The 16,467-nt window shown below is 58.2% G+C and carries 16 protein-coding genes and 1 pseudogene; 8 read left to right on the top strand and 9 right to left on the bottom strand.

The genetic code is table 11. The features are described 5' to 3' along the window. Positions 1-12: 12 nt before the first annotated feature. From ATE67_RS15755 to ATE67_RS15745, 3 genes are all read right to left on the bottom strand, one after another. Positions 13-576: a hypothetical protein gene (locus ATE67_RS15755; protein WP_156417059.1), complete on the bottom strand. Its 564-nt coding sequence runs from the start codon at positions 574-576 to the stop codon at positions 13-15. Further along, a complete protein-coding gene (locus ATE67_RS15750; protein ID WP_058817622.1) occupies positions 573-1,931 on the bottom strand; it encodes an O-antigen ligase family protein in 1,359 nt (452 codons plus the stop codon). The genes ATE67_RS15755 and ATE67_RS15750 overlap by 4 nt, the downstream gene beginning before the upstream one ends. A gap of 107 nt (positions 1,932-2,038) precedes the next feature. Then, complete coding sequence (locus tag ATE67_RS15745) at positions 2,039-3,064, bottom strand: acyltransferase family protein (protein WP_058817621.1); 1,026 nt, start codon at positions 3,062-3,064, stop codon at positions 2,039-2,041. Between the two features lie 455 nt (positions 3,065-3,519). Here ATE67_RS15745 and ATE67_RS15740 point away from each other — a divergent pair, with 455 nt between their 5' ends. The 3 genes from ATE67_RS15740 to ATE67_RS15730 all read left to right on the top strand — a co-directional run bounded on the left by ATE67_RS15740 (position 3,520) and on the right by ATE67_RS15730 (position 5,919). Further along, positions 3,520-4,167: an Npun_F0296 family exosortase-dependent surface protein gene (locus tag ATE67_RS15740; RefSeq protein WP_058817620.1), complete on the top strand. Its 648-nt coding sequence runs from the start codon at positions 3,520-3,522 to the stop codon at positions 4,165-4,167. Positions 4,168-4,561: 394 nt separating this feature from the next. After that, the gene (locus tag ATE67_RS21905; RefSeq protein ID WP_082660430.1) at positions 4,562-5,209 is read left to right on the top strand and encodes a choice-of-anchor C family PEP-CTERM protein; all 648 of its coding nucleotides are present in this window, start codon (positions 4,562-4,564) and stop codon (positions 5,207-5,209) included. A 107-nt stretch (positions 5,210-5,316) separates the two neighbouring features. After that, on the top strand, positions 5,317-5,919 hold the full coding sequence (locus ATE67_RS15730) for a PEPxxWA-CTERM sorting domain-containing protein (protein WP_082660429.1): 603 nt from the start codon (positions 5,317-5,319) through the stop codon (positions 5,917-5,919). Between the two features lie 284 nt (positions 5,920-6,203). Here ATE67_RS15730 and ATE67_RS15725 read toward each other — a convergent pair whose 3' ends face one another. The 3 genes from ATE67_RS15725 to xrtV are packed head-to-tail and all read right to left on the bottom strand — an operon-like array spanning position 6,204 to position 8,669. After that, positions 6,204-7,034: an EpsD family peptidyl-prolyl cis-trans isomerase gene (locus ATE67_RS15725; protein WP_082660428.1), complete on the bottom strand. Its 831-nt coding sequence runs from the start codon at positions 7,032-7,034 to the stop codon at positions 6,204-6,206. A 17-nt stretch (positions 7,035-7,051) separates the two neighbouring features. Then, positions 7,052-7,765: an exosortase-associated protein EpsI, V-type gene (gene epsI / locus ATE67_RS15720; RefSeq protein WP_058817618.1), complete on the bottom strand. Its 714-nt coding sequence runs from the start codon at positions 7,763-7,765 to the stop codon at positions 7,052-7,054. Then, positions 7,758-8,669: an exosortase V gene (gene xrtV / locus ATE67_RS15715; RefSeq protein WP_082660427.1), complete on the bottom strand. Its 912-nt coding sequence runs from the start codon at positions 8,667-8,669 to the stop codon at positions 7,758-7,760. The genes epsI and xrtV overlap by 8 nt, the downstream gene beginning before the upstream one ends. Positions 8,670-8,994: 325 nt before the next feature. Between xrtV and ATE67_RS15710 the strand changes: the two genes are divergently transcribed. Beyond that, a complete protein-coding gene (locus ATE67_RS15710; protein WP_058817617.1) occupies positions 8,995-9,627 on the top strand; it encodes a hypothetical protein in 633 nt (210 codons plus the stop codon). 159 nt (positions 9,628-9,786) lie between these two features. Then, positions 9,787-10,458 (top strand): annotated as a pseudogene (locus ATE67_RS21900) (cell wall hydrolase); the annotation flags it as partial. Between the two features lie 50 nt (positions 10,459-10,508). On the opposite strand, the gene ATE67_RS21895 reads toward ATE67_RS21900, so the two are convergent. The 3 genes from ATE67_RS21895 to ATE67_RS15695 form a co-directional block, all read right to left on the bottom strand. Continuing rightward, positions 10,509-11,321, bottom strand: a complete 813-nt coding sequence (locus ATE67_RS21895) for a CAP domain-containing protein (RefSeq protein ID WP_082660426.1) — start codon at positions 11,319-11,321, stop codon at positions 10,509-10,511. A gap of 77 nt (positions 11,322-11,398) precedes the next feature. Further along, complete coding sequence (locus ATE67_RS15700) at positions 11,399-12,091, bottom strand: L,D-transpeptidase family protein (RefSeq protein WP_197411970.1); 693 nt, start codon at positions 12,089-12,091, stop codon at positions 11,399-11,401. After that, a complete protein-coding gene (locus ATE67_RS15695; protein WP_058817615.1) occupies positions 12,064-12,678 on the bottom strand; it encodes a PEPxxWA-CTERM sorting domain-containing protein in 615 nt (204 codons plus the stop codon). The genes ATE67_RS15700 and ATE67_RS15695 overlap by 28 nt, the downstream gene beginning before the upstream one ends. A gap of 453 nt (positions 12,679-13,131) precedes the next feature. On the opposite strand from ATE67_RS15695, the gene ATE67_RS21115 reads away from it, so the two are divergent. From ATE67_RS21115 to ATE67_RS15680, 3 genes are all read left to right on the top strand, one after another. Continuing rightward, positions 13,132-13,929 (top strand): FkbM family methyltransferase, encoded by a 798-nt coding sequence (locus ATE67_RS21115; protein WP_082660425.1) that lies wholly within the window; start codon positions 13,132-13,134, stop codon positions 13,927-13,929. A gap of 149 nt (positions 13,930-14,078) precedes the next feature. Beyond that, positions 14,079-15,161 carry a glycosyltransferase family 4 protein gene (locus ATE67_RS15685; protein WP_058817613.1) on the top strand — a complete coding sequence of 361 codons (1,083 nt, stop codon included), beginning with the start codon at positions 14,079-14,081 and terminating at the stop codon, positions 15,159-15,161. Positions 15,162-15,446: 285 nt separating this feature from the next. Then, entirely contained in the window at positions 15,447-16,436 is a 990-nt protein-coding gene (locus ATE67_RS15680) for an acyltransferase family protein (protein ID WP_331458773.1), read from the top strand. Positions 16,437-16,467 lie beyond the last annotated feature (31 nt).

Genomic DNA, 16,467 nt, shown 5'->3' with positions numbered 1-16,467 from the left:
GGTCCCACATTCTTAGCGCCGTCGGGCGCGCGGGCCCTTCGGCCGTTTCGTCGACTTTACCGCCCAAATGGCGCCGACCACGACGAGGCCGATGCCTGTATTCTCCAGGATGTGATTCAGCTTCAGCGCGACAAAGGTCAGCGAGAGCATGGCGTCCATGTGATGAAATGAAGCCGCGCGCGCCACGACGAATGCGGCGGTGAGCACGATACCGATCGTTGCAACGATGACAGGTTTTCCGGATTTTCGGCTCCAGTAAACCAATGCCGCCGTAAGAGCTAAAGAGCTTGCCGCAATGAGCTCGATAAACCACTTCTGATACATCCGCCGATCGCCGTACCAGTCGTTCTGAAACGCGACCTCGCGTCCAATTGCCACGACCAGACCTTGCAAGTCGAGCTGCTTGTTGATGCCGAGCGCAAGCATTGAAAGAGACACGAACAGCCAGAAGTTCGCGTTTCTCCAGTCGACCCGGGTAGCCCAGATCGCCCAGCACAAGGCGGCGAGATAATTGAGGACAGTAAGCCAACCCCAAATCGTCGGGTCACCAATCTGGGGGGACCAGCCATAGATCAAAGCGACGACGGCTCGGGCTTTTGGGTGGCGCGCGCCGTCGCACCTTGGGCAATCCTGAAATTCGCCTGCAATCTGGCAAGTCTCACCGCCGCCTTCCGGCTGCGAAGCTCCGAGGCGATGAGGCCGATGTTTATCAAAAGCAGAGCCTGGATCGCAAAACTGTGAACGGCGAACTCGTAGGAGTTATGCGCCATATTGGCTATGAGGCCGACGGTGCAACCCAGCAGGATTTCGCCTCCAGGATGCTTCCGATCCCGAAATGACAGAAGCAACGCCATCACCATCGGCACAACCAAAATCAGAATGAAGGCGAATTCTCCAAGCCAGCCCGTTTCGGCACGGGCGAGCAAATAGGCATTATGGACGGGAACGGATCGATCCGCCCGCTGCCAGGGAATGCCAGCCCGGTCGGCGTAGCCGTCACGGTTCGATACGAACACGAACTGGTTCGCTCCCACCCCGAAGGGATGATTGTCGGCCATGCTCCTTGCCGACTGTTCGAACTTGACGCGTTCCTCATCCGCCACCAGCAGCGACCCGCCCTGAAACCGGTTATTCAACGTGGCGAGAGCCAATGGCGTCGCGCCCATGAAGGCGACCGCGCCCAACATGACCAGCGTAAACTTGCGAGGAGTTGGCCGCCGCGCGAGCGACAATAGCGCCAACACTGCAATGCTGGCAAACACGATGCCGACGGTCGCGCGGGAACCCGAGAACGCCGTGCTTATCAAAGCGGCTCCAATTCCTGTAACGATGATCTTACTTCGATCGCCGCCGAGGGCGGCAGCCACGAGCGGTAAGACCGCAAGTTCCAGTGCCAACCCAAGGATATTCTGGTGACCGAATGTGCCCGCAGCCTGGGTTGCTCCGCTCAGTTTCTGTGAGATGGAATAGCCGGCCTGATACATAAGCCCGAGCGCGAAGCCGGTCAGGATGGCAGACCTTATGCGCGGCTTGTCTCCTTCGCCGCCCACAGCGGCAAAAACTATCAGCAGCGACGCAAACTGCCACCAGGCAAAAACTGTGGCAAACCAGACGGTGGTCGAAAAAATCGATATCAGAAGCGCCAAACCATATAGGCCGAAAAGACCCCAAAAGGGAAGCTTTCCGTTCATCCGAGGCCGCGTAGCGATGAGGGCGATTGCGATCATCACAAGAAGAGATACGCTAAGACCTCGCGAGGTCCCGTTCCACGACGGCCAACCATATATAAATCCGACGAATGGAAGGTTCGTCAGCATCGGCAACGTGCCGATAGCCACATAGGCCCAAGACCTGCGATGCGGAAAGCGTTTCAGCAGGGCCATGAATATCGGAAAGCTCAAAAGGATCAGGGCGGCAAGAACATACGTCATGGCTCAGTCTTCCCCCCCCCCTTTGGCCCATCGATCGGAGTGGGCTCGTTTGATCGCTAATTGCCAAAATTTCAATCCGCTATGGTTAAGGCGTCGCGTTGGTCCTGTTAGTCGAGATATCGGGTAACCGGCCGAAGGTGGGGAAAATAACCGAGAGCCCTGCGAACCGCGATCGGACCGCAGAGTCCGATAGTGAAGAGAGTAACGATATAGACGGTGAAGGGCAGGTGATAATCCGCCGTGAGGCGCAGAGCCGCCAACTTCGCCACGCCCAGAAAAATCGTATTCAGAAGATATATGGCCATGGAATATCGGCCCAGCGTTAAGAATATCGAGTCACCCTGCCAGAGGCGCTGCCGAAACAAACCGTGGATTGCCGGAATCGAAGCCAAGCCGCAAAGCAGAAGTCCAAGAGGCTTGTCAAAATAATGTATCACTATAAATATAAATATAGCCATGAAAATTAAGTTTAATCTTGAGAAGATTGGTAGAATTATTTTCGCATTGACGGCGCAAAGCGCCCCTACCCCAAAGAATATATAATAACTAGCAATCCGGTTTAGATAGAATTCTTCCGGAAGTTGCGAAAGCCAGCCGACGAATCCTATAAGCAATATGACGGAAATCCGCCTTTTCCCGATTTTCCATACAACTGGCGTTATAATAGTATATATAAAAAGTACGAGTAGATACCAGATGGAGGCGGAGGGGTTGTCTTGCGTGTTCCTGACCACTTTCGACAGCCCTTCGCTCAGAGAGCCAACTGGATCCACGACGCCACCCAGATTGCTTGCTGCATATTTACCAAGAACGACTAGGAAGCCAAAGACTAGGAAGGGGACGAGAAGGCGGTTCGACCGCGAGAGTGCCTGCCTCAGCGGCGCGTTCAGGAATCGGTCGGGGCCGTTTACATAGAAGAAGACAAAGCCGCTGAAATACATGAACAGCGGCATGTGAAAGCTGTATATCGTGGATATCGATATCAGAAACCAGAGGGGGGAACTCCCTAGCGTAGCGCTCGCAAGATGACCCCAGACGACCAGTGCGATTGCAAAACCCTTTGCCCGATCGATATCGAGCAATCGATCTGTCCTGATCTTCGCCTCACCGTAATTGTCTTCAGTGCTGGTCAATGGCTAGCTTTCCCCGGTCGATTTAATGAGCGCTTGCGGCGCGGGCGTCCGACCCCATGCGATTTGTCTCGTCCTGAATTTGGTGCGTCAGATCACTCAGTGCCGCAAGCGCCATCTAACACGCGCGCGACGATGACCGGCACTTCATCGAGATTGAGCTACTCATACCGCTCGGCTGTCCGGTGTGATGAAGCGTCGACTGAAAACAATTGACGTTAACACTGCCGATTCAATTTTGTTACGAAATCGCTGTGATCTGTAGGCCGGGCATGTCCCCAACAGGGATCATTGGCGGTCCCAAAACGGGAATAGTCCTCATTTTCAATGCCTTAAAAATCGTTAAAAATTTGTAATTATGATTCGCCCTTTTATGCCATCTAATCTAAGAATCTCTAATTCCGTAACAAAACAGCGAGTCGCGCGGATTTTGAGGTCGCCTTTTTGGAGGTAGAACGATGCGAAGCTTTTTAAAGATTGTCGCTGCGGCGGTAGCCGCCGTCGCAATTCCGGCAAGCGCCAATGCGGCCATTCTGCTGGGATCTGTGACACCCGGTACCAATCCTTATTCAGGTCCGACCCCGACCTATGATTTCGAAACGGCGACGCCGCAGGCGACAGGGGGCCTGATCACCAACACGTCGGTGTCGGGTGTCAGTGCACAACCGTTCGGAAGTTCGGGGTTTTTCTGGACCGTCGGCCCTAGCGACGGCACTCCAGGAATTTTGGACCTGACCTCGTTCGGAGACATCTTTAACGTCAGCTTTTTGTGGGGTTCGGTCGACGCGTATAATACCATTGAATTTCTCGATGCGGCCAATAATGTTCTGGCGAGCTTCAATGGTTCGAACATCTTCAACCCAGCGAACGGCAATCAGACCGATCCGAATTTGAACCCTCTCGTTAGGTTTAATGTTACGGGTGGCGAAGTTACTTCGTTGGCGCGTCTTCGTCTGAGTTCGACCAGCAACGCTTTCGAGACGGACAATTTCACGATCAATGCCGTTCCGGAGCCGGCGACATGGGCGCTTATGCTCCTCGGCTTTGGCCTTGTTGGTTTCGGGATGCGGCGCCGTCACAAATTTGCGCCGCCGGCATTCGCGTAATCCTCCGGCATTTGCCGTTGGGGAGCAATTGAGGCAGCCGTTCTTTGGCTGCCTTTTTTGTTTTTGTTTGCGGCCCGTGCTTCGGCGTGACCGGGACAGAACAACCACGAGGGGCGCGCTCCCTACGCTTCGCGCTTGCCATTTAGGCGTGATGCGCCGCCCCCGCAGGTCCCGAGCCTTCAAGCGAACCGCCGGCGCAGAAGGCTCGAGCAGTCTAAATCCAGCCACGTTCGTGTCAAAATGAGACAATTGCTGCGTTTCGCCGAATGCTCTGCTTCCGATTGGTTAACTATCGTTTACCTCGATGTAAATTTCCGTTACGCCCGCTAACGAGTCGTTATGCGGTGGGCACACTTGTCGATCGGGACGCGACAAAAAAAAGGGGCCATTGATTATGCGTAGTCTTATTGCTGCAGCTGCAGCTATCGCGTTGCTTCCCGCCACCGCCAATGCCGCCGGCTTCGTCAACGGCAGCTTTGAGTCCGGCATTCCCGCCGGCTCGTTCACCACAGTGGGCGGGGGCAATTCGGCCGCAATCACCGGTTGGACCGTCACCGGCAACAGTGTCGACTATATTGGCAGCTACTGGACCGCGCAGAACCTGTCGCGCAGCATCGATCTGAACGGCAATGGCCAAGGTGGCATCCAGCAGACCTTCGATACCGTTGCCAACACGCTGTACAATGTCAGCTTCTGGTTGGCCGGCAATCCCGATGGAGCCCCGATTACCAAGACGGTTCTCGTCGGGGCGACCGGTGCCGATAGCGCCACTTACAGTTTCAACTTTACCGGATTCAACAAGGCCAACATGGGGTGGACGAACTTCACCTACAGCTTCGTTGCTCAAGGTGCTTCGACGACCTTGTCCTTCGCTTCACAGGATGCGGGCTCCTACGGCGCGGCTCTCGACAATGTTTCCGTGACGGCTGCGGTGCCTGAGCCGGGAACATGGGCGATGGTGATCTTGGGCTTTGCCGTGATCGGTGGCGCGATGCGCCGCCGCCGCGCCCAGCGCTCGGAGGGGCGGCTGGTTCGCGCCTGATTCAGTCGGGATGTGAGCGAACAAGGAAAGGTCGGTTAAGTTCATCCGATCCGGTCTTACACGACGCAACTCGGCGTTCCGGCGCCCAATAGGGAAAGACTAGACCAATGAAACGCTCTCTCATTCTTGCCGCGGCCGCTCTTTCGGCTGTCGGTGCCCCGGCTGCAAGCCACGCCGCAACCGTTGTTACCGTCAATGCGCAGGGAAATAGCTCGTCGGGCGGTTCCGGCGCCGTCACTGGCTTTGTTTTCAATGCGGGAGATGTCTTCTCTACGACGGTTGCGCTAACCGACCTCTGGAGCGCAGGCGCGCTTCCCCGCTGGTCGAATGCGAACGGTTTGATCGGCGATCTATTCGCCACGGGCTCCGATGAATCCGGCGAGCTGGCGGGAACGCAGATCGGCGTCAACTTCGGCACGTGGACGCAGGATGGGTTCACCGCTCCCTATGGCGCTCTCGTGGGCAAGATCGGCAATACTTACAAGTTGCTCGGCACTTCGTTCAACGGCCCGGCGTGGGATACGGGGGCGCTTCAGCTGTTCTACTGGGATAGCAACAGCGGCGACAACCGGAACGCGGTAGATGTCGCGATTGCTGCAGTGCCGGAGCCGGCGACCTGGGCGATGATGATGTTCGGTTTCGCATTGGCCGGGTTCGCGATGCGCCGGCGCGCGTACCGGGATGTGAAAACGACCGTACGGTTCGTCTGAAACTTTCTGAACGCTTTTGAAAAGCCCCCGCCCTCGGGGCGGGGGCTTTTGTTTGCCGCGGTTTTGTGCGTTCGGCCGGCCGTGGCGCAAACGACGCTGACTTTGGCAGGTAATGTCCCGCAAATAACCCGTTAGGGCGATACAAGCCGATATCGGCGAAACGCACGAGTGGCCCGTATTCGGGCGCTGAACGCACCTTTGGCAGCTGTGCCTTTGCGCGGCCGAAAAAGGGGTTTCATTGTCTAGCAGCTCGTCCCTGGCGCTCGCGAGATCGCTCCTATCCGCTATTTTGCTGCAGTCGCTGTCTTCTTCTTCTCCGGCGCAGGTGCGAAGCCCGGCTGATAGCTGATTTCAGCGGCCGCCCGCGCCTGCTTCAACTTTTGCTGCAGCGTGTCGCCCAGTTGCTTGTTCTGGATCGCCTGCACGGCAAAGGGGCGCGCCTCGCTGCCCACGAGGGGCGTCGGCTTTTCACCCGTGATCACGCCCACGGTGACCATGCCATTTTCAGGCACGATGAAAGGCTCGCCAGCGGGAAGCGACTTGATCTGCTGAAGGCGCTGCGCGCCGACCTGAGCGGAGTCCATCTGAGCGGTGGCGCGGACGAATTTGATACCCAGGCTGTTAAGCCGCGCTGCAACGGCGTCCATCGAGTGGTCGTCCTCAAGGGCCTTCAGTTGCGACATGTCCTTGGGAAAGGGAAACTGAATACGATCAAGCGAGTAGAGCTTGCGGTCGGCGAACATCACCGGATTCTCGGCAATATATTTATCAACTTGGGCTTGGTCGGGAACGCGCAGAGCGCGCTGCGACTTCTGTCCCATGATCTGAACCAAAAGCGCGTCCCGCAGCTGACGCTCGCGCAGCAAATATTCCGGACTTTTGTCGAGATCTTCCTCTCGGGCCGTCTGGGCGAGGATACGGCGATCGAGAATGCGCTGGAGTGCTGCCTGCTGGATGGCCTTCTTGTCGACACCTTCGGGGATCGAGACGCTTCCGAGCTCGGCGTTGATTTCCTGCAGCGTGATCTCGTCGCCGTTTACGACGGCGGCGACCTGCCCCGTCGGCTCTTTGTCGCAAGCCGCAAGCGCGAAAAGGGAAAGCGCGATCGCCGCCATAGGTATACGAGACATACTCAAAGTCCTTTTGAATGGCTGGTCCCCAGGAGCAGCTGTTGAAGCTTGATGTTCGAATTCTGAATGAAGTCACGCGTGAAGTTGTCGAGGAGCGACTCCGCCTCTGCACTTCCGATGCCCAGCGTCGAGACACGCATCATCATGCCGTCGGGAATTTCGCCGGCAAGGTTCGCGCGAATGACCGCGAAGCGCTGCTCGCTCCACCGGCGGGGGAATGCATTGCCAAGGCGCGTGAAATATTGAACCTGCTCCAACCGCTCCGGACTGGTGGCGGTGAAAAAGTTTGCGGGGATCACTTGGGTGCCGACCTTCACGTCGACCGGACGTGTTTCGCTGAGATCGAACCCGCCCACCGGGTAGCAGACTTCGGGGCGGTGCACCTGCAGCACGCCGTCCTGCGAGTTGTTGTAGGCGAGCAGCAACATCACCGGCGGTAGATCCGCTGATGAATACACGCGGGTGACGAGATTGTCGTAAAGGCGGTCCCGCATGCTATCTGGCGGCGGAAGAACGATCCCCGCCTGGGAAACGCTGCTCCAACCAGCAAACTTGTCCGGGATCCATTTCTCGAATGTCGCCTCAGGGACAACAGGATTTGCGATCGCCGGCTGGCGCAAAAGCGCGACGCCCGAAGCGCAGGCAAGGACGCCGCCGATCAGCGCGTTGCGCCGTGAAATGCTGACGCTCGTCGGTTTTGTCGATGGATCAGACATTTACACCACCTGCTTTATTTCTCATCGCGCGATCCCAGATCGGCTTGAGCACGATGTCGATCCCAAAGATCGTCAGCAGCGCAATGCCGAACATGACGAGACCAGCAAAATTATGCAGAAATCCTTGCGCGGCTGCTTCGCCAGCATGGTAGGTTAGAAGGATCAGAATGAGTACACGAAAAAAGTTGGCGATGAGCGCAACCGGAATGATGAACAGCACGAGCAGGAGCGCGTAGCGCCACTCTGCTTGATGCCGCATGTAGATGTAGAAGAGCGAGATTGCGGCGAGGGATATGATCGAATTTATCCCCGAGCAGGCGGCGGCGACAAGCAGCTCGTACTGGCCGATATAGATGCGGACGCCTTCGCCTCCTATGGGATAGCCGAAGAGCTGAAGAAAGCCGACGGCTGCATTGGATAGCCACATCTTCATCGGGACGGTCGCGGCGGCCACAAAAGTCTCCGGCGGCGGAAAGATAAACGCGAGGTAGAAGAGCGGAAACCAAAGCGCCTTGATCGCGCGCGCTCCAATAAGGCTATAAAGTACCACCAGCAGAGTCGTATACATCACATACCCCTCGATCTCCACGATCTGGGTTATGCGCGCGAATATGAAAAGGGGGACGATCACCGCGAGCGATGCCCACACGAGCCTTGTATTCGGTCGCTCTGGGAGGTGTCGCGCCTCGTCCCATTGACGATGCAAGAGCCACAAACCGGTCGCAAGAACGATCGGGCCGTGGGCGCCGGCTTCGCCCGACCAGGACTCGCGAATAACAAATATCATCGTCGGGACGATGTAGAGAGCGAGGCCGATCGCCAGGATCACCGTGCCGATTGAAGGCTTCTTACGAACGAAGCGGCCGGACGCCGGCATTTCCGTTCGATCAACCAGCGTGGCCATCAATCCTCCAGCGTCTTCAGACATAAGCCAGCGATAGAGTAAACCCTCGGCGCTGCCAATGCCCGCAAGTGCCTGAAAAGGAAACGTGCCAACGAGGAACAGCGGCGGGGCAAGTCATTTCTGCTGATGTGACTTCGACGGAAGGGAGCCGGCATGTGCCACCGCCTGCTCATCGAACTCAAGATTTGCTCTCCTCCCGATTTGGGAACGCGATCACTCGCCCACGCCATGAGAGCGGCGTGGCAGGCAAGCCCGCGAAAGGCGGTCCCAATTCTGGATTATTATTTGCTTGGAACGCTAATTACGGGGCTATACCGAGGAGAATATGAGGATCTTCGACTATTTCGACCGCATCAGGATCATCAATTTGCCAGCGCGTACCGACCGTCGGCGGGCTATGGATCGTGAATTGATCGGCGCCGGCCTCGCAAGGCATCCGCGCATCGCCTATTTCGATGCAATTCGCCCCGACGATGCAGGATCCTTCACGTCAATCGGCGCTCGAGGTTGCTATGAGAGCCAGAAGATTCTGCTGAAGCAAGCGGCGGACGCTGGTGAGTCAATCTTGATCCTCGAGGATGATTGCTTCTTCTACCCGGGGATTGAGAAGGTCAGTGTGGCTGACGGGTGGGACATCTTCTACGGCGGCTATACCGCGCAAACCCCCGAAGACCTCCAGCGCAGCGATATTCAGGGCTCGCATATGATGGGGTTTACGGCAAATGGCGCTCGACTGGTATCGGGCTATCTCGAGAAGCTTGAGCCGGAAGGCGTCCACCCCCCGATTGACGCCGCCTATGTTTGGTTCCGCCGCGCTTATCCCCACGTACCTACCCTGTTCGCGCTGCCGCAGATGGCGGGACAGCGGCCGTCAAGAAGCGACGTGGCGACATTGGCGTGGTACGACCGGGTGCCGCTCATTCGACAGGGCGCAAATCTCCTGCGCGGGTTGCGGTGAGTGCTTCTCCACCTTGTTCGGAGAATGGCCAACAGAATGATGGCGGTAATTTCGGCACGCCGAAATCGCGGCGTCAGGAGGAGCCGTTCAGCGTCCTGCGCGGTTTAAGGCGTCATGACCGCGCTGCGCATTCAGGCGAGGGCCTGAGGTAGAGAGACGATGATCAAGGCAGACACCCGTGCCTATAGTCCGCGCTACAGGTTCCTCGTCTGGTCCCTCGTGCTCGGCGCTTTCGCGCTGGCGGGAGGAGGCGCATGGTGGGCGTTGACCCATGGGCAGCCGCCCCCACGGCGCACGCCGACGGTCGCAGCAATGGCCCCGCCGCCGATCGAGCCCCAACTCTACAAGCCACTAGCCCCCGACGATGCGCTAGCAGAGAATGCGACACTTCCGTTTTCTACAGCGCCTGTCGAGCGCGCGGCGCCAGTCATTATACCGCTTGGGTCGGCCGACGCCGTCGGCCGCCGGTCTGCGATCGACTGCCTTACCGCCGCGATTTATTATGAAGCAGCGCAGGAGTCCGGTCAGGGAAAGCGCGGCGTGGCCCAGGTCATTTTGAATCGGGCCCGTCATCCGGCCTTCCCAAGTTCAATCTGCGGCGTCGTCTATCAGGGGGCCGAGCGGCGGACCGGATGTCAGTTTACCTTCACCTGCGACGGGAGCCTTGGGCGCCGGCCGTCTCGGGAAGGTTGGAATTCGGCGCGAGCAATAGCCCTCGCCGCCTTGTCAGGCGTCGTCGAACCAAGTGTCGGGATGGCGACGCATTATCATGCCGACTATGTCGTGCCCTATTGGGCGCGGTCGCTCGCCAAGATCACCCAGGTCGGACATCATATTTTCTATCGCTGGCCTGGCGGGTGGGGACGGCGCACCGCGTTCACTCAGTCCATCAGCCAAGAGCAGTTGCTCGCCGACCAGCCGCAGCTCAATCTGGGTGAGCCAATACCCGACCCCGCCGTGATGGTCCCAAGCCAGAATATCGGGCCCATGTCACCCCGTCTGGTCGCCGACGAGACGGCGGGGCGCATGTCCATCGAAACAGCGCTTCCCGCCGCCGGTTCGAAAGCCGTGGTTGCTGCGGACGAGAACCCGGCCAAGCTTGCTGCCGATGAGGCGAGGGGCACCTTGAAGTCGGAGTAGGCTAGCCGCGGGGCGGGCGATTTGGGGTGGGCAAAAGGATCGCGGCCACGGATGTTGCCGGGCTCGGAATAGCGGCAGACGAGAATTTCCTCTGCGCCCAAATTGCTGAGCCCGCAGCCGACTTCCTGTGAACTGGCCCAAATGAGCTGCGTGTAGTGCGAGACGTCCTGCGGGCGACCCGTGCTGCTGTTTGCGGGAAATGTTCCGTTTACGAAGAACTTCTTTTCTTCGATCCACAGATTGACCATCGACTCGGGACGGAACGCGCCGGGGGTGCCGCCCCAGATGTTTTCGCCCTCAAGCGGCTTTCCGGGAACATTCGGCGAATGCTCGAAACGTCCCGTCGCCGACAGATGATCGGCCCAGGCCTGGGCGCCCTCCGCGAGATCGACATTCCACTTAAGTTGCGGAACGCCCGCCAAGACACGCTCTCGGTTATGACTTTCAAGCAACCGATAGTCGAGGTCACCAAGTCGCGACTGCACGCCCGTGAGCAAAAACGCGGACGCGACTACAAAGCTGACCTTGCACGCTGTTTTTCCAGAAACTCGCATGGCAAATCCCCAAGTCTTGGGGCGTGCCTTAGTGCAGCGGTTGCTAAGACCGCGTGAGAAGTTAAGGTTAAGAGGCCTTAACTAATGAATGTTGCGACAAACTGTCGGGCAACAGTGGGGTCGGAATTGAACACGCCGACCTCGTCTCCCGGTTTTGCTACAGCAAAAAGCAGGCGGGCGAACTCGATTGGCAGGCCGACGCAGCCATGCGTTGCATGCCTGCTTGACATCGGACTGCCGTGCAGCGCGACACCCGTCTTGGTGATGAACATCGCGTAGGGCATCGGAGCGTCGTAGGCGCGTGAATGATAATCGCGGTGTTTCGAAAGAATCGGAAATCGGCCGGTCGGGGTGGCCATGCCGTCCGCTCCATATACGACGACCGCTGTGCCGATTTCATGCCCGCCGCGTAGAACCGAGATCATCTGTCGCCGCAGATCGACCCAGACGACGATCTTGCCTGTCGGCACATCTTTGTCATTCCATTCGAATTCACCGTGCCGCAGCGGCTTGTCGGCCTTGAGGAGCGACTTGGTGCCCGCTGGCAGAAGTTGGGCGCGGTGCGCGGCATCGGCTTCGGCAGGTGTCAGATAGTCGCGATCGGGCGAAATGGCAGGCACGATTGCAGTTGAGCGGTCGAGGCTCTTCTCCCGCAACGGACCAGCGGAGCTTTGTATGGCGAGGACGGCGACTGTGATCGAACAGGCAGCGACGGCTGCACTGCAGGCCACCCACTTTCGCATCACGCGACGCTCGGTGCGCTCGACCATTTGCGCCGACGGCGGAGTGACGCGCCGCAAAGGGCGAAACCCACGATCATCATGACCCATGTTCCCGGCTCCGGGACAGCGCCGACCGGGTCCGTCGGGTTGGTGGGGTTGGTTGGGTTAGTGGGATCGACCGGATTTGCGGGATCAGTGGGACCGGTTGGTCCGCCGGGTGTTGCGGACGGAATTACCGTGCTGATCCCGCCGGGGAATCCGCCCCCGGGCACGCCGCCGCCACCCGCTACGTCACCAAAATCGCCGAAATCGCTCGGAAACACGTTTCCAAGCGCAAGCGGGCCTATCGGCACGCCTGTCAACGACTGAACAGCCTCTTCCGGAGGCGTATCGAAAATCTTGCCAAGCGCGCGCTCTTCGGCTTCAGCGGGTTTGGCCCGCGGGGCGGTGGCAAGCAACTTACCACCAGGCTTGCCCTTCGCGCGCTTGATTTTCGTCTTGATGAGATCGGTCTCGCCGCGCTCACCCGGCGATCGGCCGATGAAGCGACTGATCGCTTCCGACGTCTGCGCCATCAGGGATCCGCTATCGCCGTTGAAAGCCGGGAGGGTCACCGACGCCAACACCAGCAGCATCAAGGCTATAACGCCGGCAGCGAAGCGCGACCGCAATTTAAGATATGTTACGAATCCCGACATCCAAGCTGAATATCTTAATTTGGCGGTAAGAGAAACTCTCTTTGTGACGTAGCTGGCGTCCCACTCTGGAATGGTTTTAACCATGTAAATCTGATGTTTGAGTTCGATCAGTTCGCCCTCGGACAGATGTCTCGCACGGTTACGAAAACTTAGGCTACCGCGTTCGACGGGAAAATCCCGAGATTCGAGTGGGTTCTTATCGCTATCCGGACGGACGGCTCCATCTCGGCATTAATGGACAGGGAGGCTCCCGGCGACGGTTGCTGCAAATAACGCAGGAGGCAGCCGGGGCTTCCACCGCGGCGAGATGGGGGCGGGGCGAGAGTAAATCTCAACGCACATGTCATCGCGCAATTGCTCTAACGGTTAAATCCGCTATTGCTCGGAGCGATGCAACTAGCCGCTTTTGCCTCTCGCTACTGGCCGTTCGCAAATGGCTCGGGGCGGATTCTGGACAGGTTCGGTCGCGACATCGACCTTGGTTCCGGCGAACGTCTGGCAAGAACCAGCGACGATTTTGACATCCATGTGCGCGCAGATGATCTGATTGGTCGACACATTCTCCTCTCGGGCAAATTCGACCGTTCGGTCGTTCAAATCCTCCTCGATGCTGCCAGAGCGGGCGATGTCATGGTCGATATCGGCGCCAACGTCGGATATGTCTCGGCATGTTTTTTGAAGCTTGTAGAGCGGTCGAGCGTCGTTTGCGTTGAGCCGCAGCCAGGCATCGTCGAATTGCTTGAGAAAAATATGCAGCCGTTCGGCACGCGGGCGCAAATCCATCGCGTGGCGCTCTCTGACCGGGAAGCAGACCTGCGCTTTCGGATCGACGAGACTAACCGCGGGGCATCGAAAATCTGTGATGATGGTGATCTGCTTGTACCGGCGATCGATGCCGCTCTCTTTTTTGCTAAGCTCGAGCGAGTGGATCTCATCAAGATTGACGTGGAGGGGCACGAAGAGCCGATTTTTCGCGCGATCGGTCCGCAACTCGAGCGACTGAAACCGCGCGCGATCCTGTTCGAGGATCAAGGCACGGGGGCAGGAGGGGTGATCGGCGATCTCCTGAAGGCGCGCGGCTATGCGATTTTCGGGATTGAGAAGCGCCTGACCCGCACTTCGCTAGCGCCCGTCAACTCGCCGGCCGATTGCCGGTTCAACGACTATATCGCGTGCTTGGGAACTTGATCCGATCGAGGCTGGAAGCGGTCGGCCTTGACCCTAACCGGTTCTAAACGCTTCGCCATTATCTCGGCTTTGGGTGTCGCAGGTCCATCGGGCTGCCTTACCACGCGTGCGAGGTAGGCCACCCCTGCGGCGCCAGAATGGAATTGTGAATGAGACTGCTTTTCGCCTTGCCCGGATTTCACCGATATGATCGCGGTGCCGAAGTTGCGCTTCTTTCGGTCGCCGAGGAACTCGCAAGGTTGGGGCATGCTGTTACGGTTGCAGGCTCCGGCCCGGCCCGCCCCGGGGCGTCCTATGCATATAGGCGTGTATCGTCCGTCCGCCGAGAGCGGTTCGAGAAATATCCCTTCTTCCCGCCGCTTCGCAGTGAGACCGCATGGGAAGACATGACGTTTGCGGCGAACCTGCTCCGTGCCTACCGCCCGGCAGATTTTGACGCCGTGATCACCTGTTCCTTTCCCTTTACGCATTGGGCGCTGCGGCGCCCCGCGAACGCATCGCCGCTGCAAATTTTCGTGACTCAGAACGGCGATTGGCCGGCTTATGCCGATAATTCGGAGTACCGCACGTTCTGGTGTGACGGTCTGGTTTGTACGAACCCCGATTACTTCGAGCGAAACTCGGCTCGGTGGTCGTGCACGGTCATCCCGAATGGCGTGGATCTGGGGCGCTTCCACACTGGAGCCGACGAGCGGGAGCGTCTCGGCCTGCCGACGGACAAGCCGATTGTTCTCATGGTTAGCGCGCTCATACCGACAAAGCGCGTCGAGGACGGAATAAAAGCCTTATCTCGCATGGATGGCGCACATCTGGTCGTTGCGGGCGACGGGCCCCTACGCAGTGATGCCGAGGCCATGGCGGCAAATCTGCTCCCTGGGCGATACCGACGGATAAGCCTGCCGGCGACCGAGATGCCCGCGCTCTATCGCTCGGCAGATGCGTTTCTCCATCTCTCTTTGCTTGAATCCTTTGGCAATGTCTTTCTGGAAGCCTGGGCTAGCGGGCTGCCCATCGTCGGCCATGATACCGAGAGGCTGCGGTGGATATTGGCCGACAATTCGGCCTTTCTTTGCGACACCGAAGACGAAGGCGCGCTTGGTCGCTCGCTCACCGGGGCGGTTGCGGCGGGGCGGCAACGAAATGGGGTTGCGCACGGCATAGATCGCTTCGCGTGGCCAAATGTCGCCATGCAGTACCAGCAATTTATCGAAAGCTTGCTGCAAAGCCGTTGATCAGTCGTTCGCACGGTGCAGCCAATTGCCCATCTCGCTGCTTGGCCTGACCGTTTCGCATATGTACAAGGCAGCATAGTGGTGGAGGGGGCTCACAATGCGCGTGTTGAGAAGCATTCGCTCGCTGCTTGGCCGTTGCGGCGCAACCTATTCTAGTGATGGGAAGAAAAGGCTTAATTTTCCCCCTTTGCTGACAATCTCAGCCCCGCTTTTGCGCAATTTGGAGCGGTTTGGAGCGATTTGTTTCGCTCTCGGCACCGATTTGATATTCATCACTCCATATCGGTGGGCACAACGTTGAGGTCCCACATCGCCATTCTGGATGGATGGCGCGCTTTAAGCATCATATTGGTGTTATCAGCGCATTGGTTGCCTGTTGGCTCCCACGCCCTCCAACTGAATGATGCGATAGGCGCTTCGGGCATGGCGTTGTTCTTTTGCCTTTCGGGATTCCTGATCACAAACTTTTTGCACAGCGACAGCAGAGTCGGTGTTTTTATGATCAAACGGGTTGCGCGGATCGTTCCGCTCGCTTGGGCCGCGATGTTGATCTTGATCATCGTAAATCGATCCAGCGGCGCGGAGGCCATCGCGAACCTGCTCTTCATATCGAACTTGCCTCCCGCGACATTGTTGCCGGGCGGCGAGCATTTGTGGAGCCTGTGTGTCGAGATGCAGTTTTATCTGCTCGCGGCGGTCGCAGTGGCGCTCGCCGGGAGCAGAGCGCTATATCTGATTCCCCTAGCGTGCTTCGCAATTACAGCGCTCAGGATTTCCAACGATGAAGTGATCAGCATCGTCACTTGGTACCGTATCGATGAGATTCTCGCCGGGGGGGTGATTGCGCTGGTCTGGATCAACGGTTGGGGCAAGGCCTTGTTAACCCGGCTACCGGCGTGGACGCCAATCTTGTTCCTGATCGCGCTTCCTGTGGTCAGCCTGCCGGCGCTGGGCCCTGCGTCATATTTACGCCCTTATATCGCGATGCTTGCAGTCGGATTGTCCCTCTATCGTTTTCCGGAGAAGGCACGAGAGCTTTGGACGGGGAAGGCCGCGGCTTACGTGGCCGAAATCAGCTACGCCATATACGTGATCCACGGCATGCTGACCGCAACGCCGCTCGGCGGAGCCGGAGAAAGTAAGTTTGTCAAATACGCCCTAAGGCCGCCGCTTTTGTTCGCGACGTTGCTGTTCGCCCACCTCTCGACCCGCTATTATGAGCGTCTTTTCACGCGCCTTGCGGGCCGCTTTATCGCGTCGCGAACATCTTCCTAGCCCAGGACAAGCGGCTTTGCGCCGCGGACGT

This window comes from Sphingopyxis sp. H050 (assembly GCF_001468265.1).
GTDB lineage: Bacteria > Pseudomonadota > Alphaproteobacteria > Sphingomonadales > Sphingomonadaceae > Sphingopyxis.
Note: the sequence above shows the minus strand (reverse complement) of the source record. Positions and strands in the feature narration are given on the sequence as shown.

Excerpts from the sequence above, each read along its gene's own strand:
- ATE67_RS15750 (WP_058817622.1), bottom strand. The coding sequence starts at position 1,931 with ATGACGTATGTTCTTGCCGCCCTGATCCTTTTGAGCTTTCCGATATTC.
- ATE67_RS15740 (WP_058817620.1), top strand. The coding sequence starts at position 3,520 with ATGCGAAGCTTTTTAAAGATTGTCGCTGCGGCGGTAGCCGCCGTCGCA.
- ATE67_RS21905 (WP_082660430.1), top strand. The coding sequence starts at position 4,562 with ATGCGTAGTCTTATTGCTGCAGCTGCAGCTATCGCGTTGCTTCCCGCC.
- ATE67_RS15730 (WP_082660429.1), top strand. The coding sequence starts at position 5,317 with ATGAAACGCTCTCTCATTCTTGCCGCGGCCGCTCTTTCGGCTGTCGGT.
- ATE67_RS15725 (WP_082660428.1), bottom strand. The coding sequence starts at position 7,034 with ATGGCGGCGATCGCGCTTTCCCTTTTCGCGCTTGCGGCTTGCGACAAA.
- epsI (WP_058817618.1), bottom strand. The coding sequence starts at position 7,765 with ATGTCTGATCCATCGACAAAACCGACGAGCGTCAGCATTTCACGGCGC.
- xrtV (WP_082660427.1), bottom strand. The coding sequence starts at position 8,669 with ATGGCCACGCTGGTTGATCGAACGGAAATGCCGGCGTCCGGCCGCTTC.
- ATE67_RS15710 (WP_058817617.1), top strand. The coding sequence starts at position 8,995 with ATGAGGATCTTCGACTATTTCGACCGCATCAGGATCATCAATTTGCCA.
- ATE67_RS21895 (WP_082660426.1), bottom strand. The coding sequence starts at position 11,321 with ATGCGAGTTTCTGGAAAAACAGCGTGCAAGGTCAGCTTTGTAGTCGCG.
- ATE67_RS15700 (WP_197411970.1), bottom strand. The coding sequence starts at position 12,091 with ATGGTCGAGCGCACCGAGCGTCGCGTGATGCGAAAGTGGGTGGCCTGC.
- ATE67_RS15695 (WP_058817615.1), bottom strand. The coding sequence starts at position 12,678 with ATGCTGCTGGTGTTGGCGTCGGTGACCCTCCCGGCTTTCAACGGCGAT.
- ATE67_RS21115 (WP_082660425.1), top strand. The coding sequence starts at position 13,132 with ATGCAACTAGCCGCTTTTGCCTCTCGCTACTGGCCGTTCGCAAATGGC.
- ATE67_RS15685 (WP_058817613.1), top strand. The coding sequence starts at position 14,079 with ATGAGACTGCTTTTCGCCTTGCCCGGATTTCACCGATATGATCGCGGT.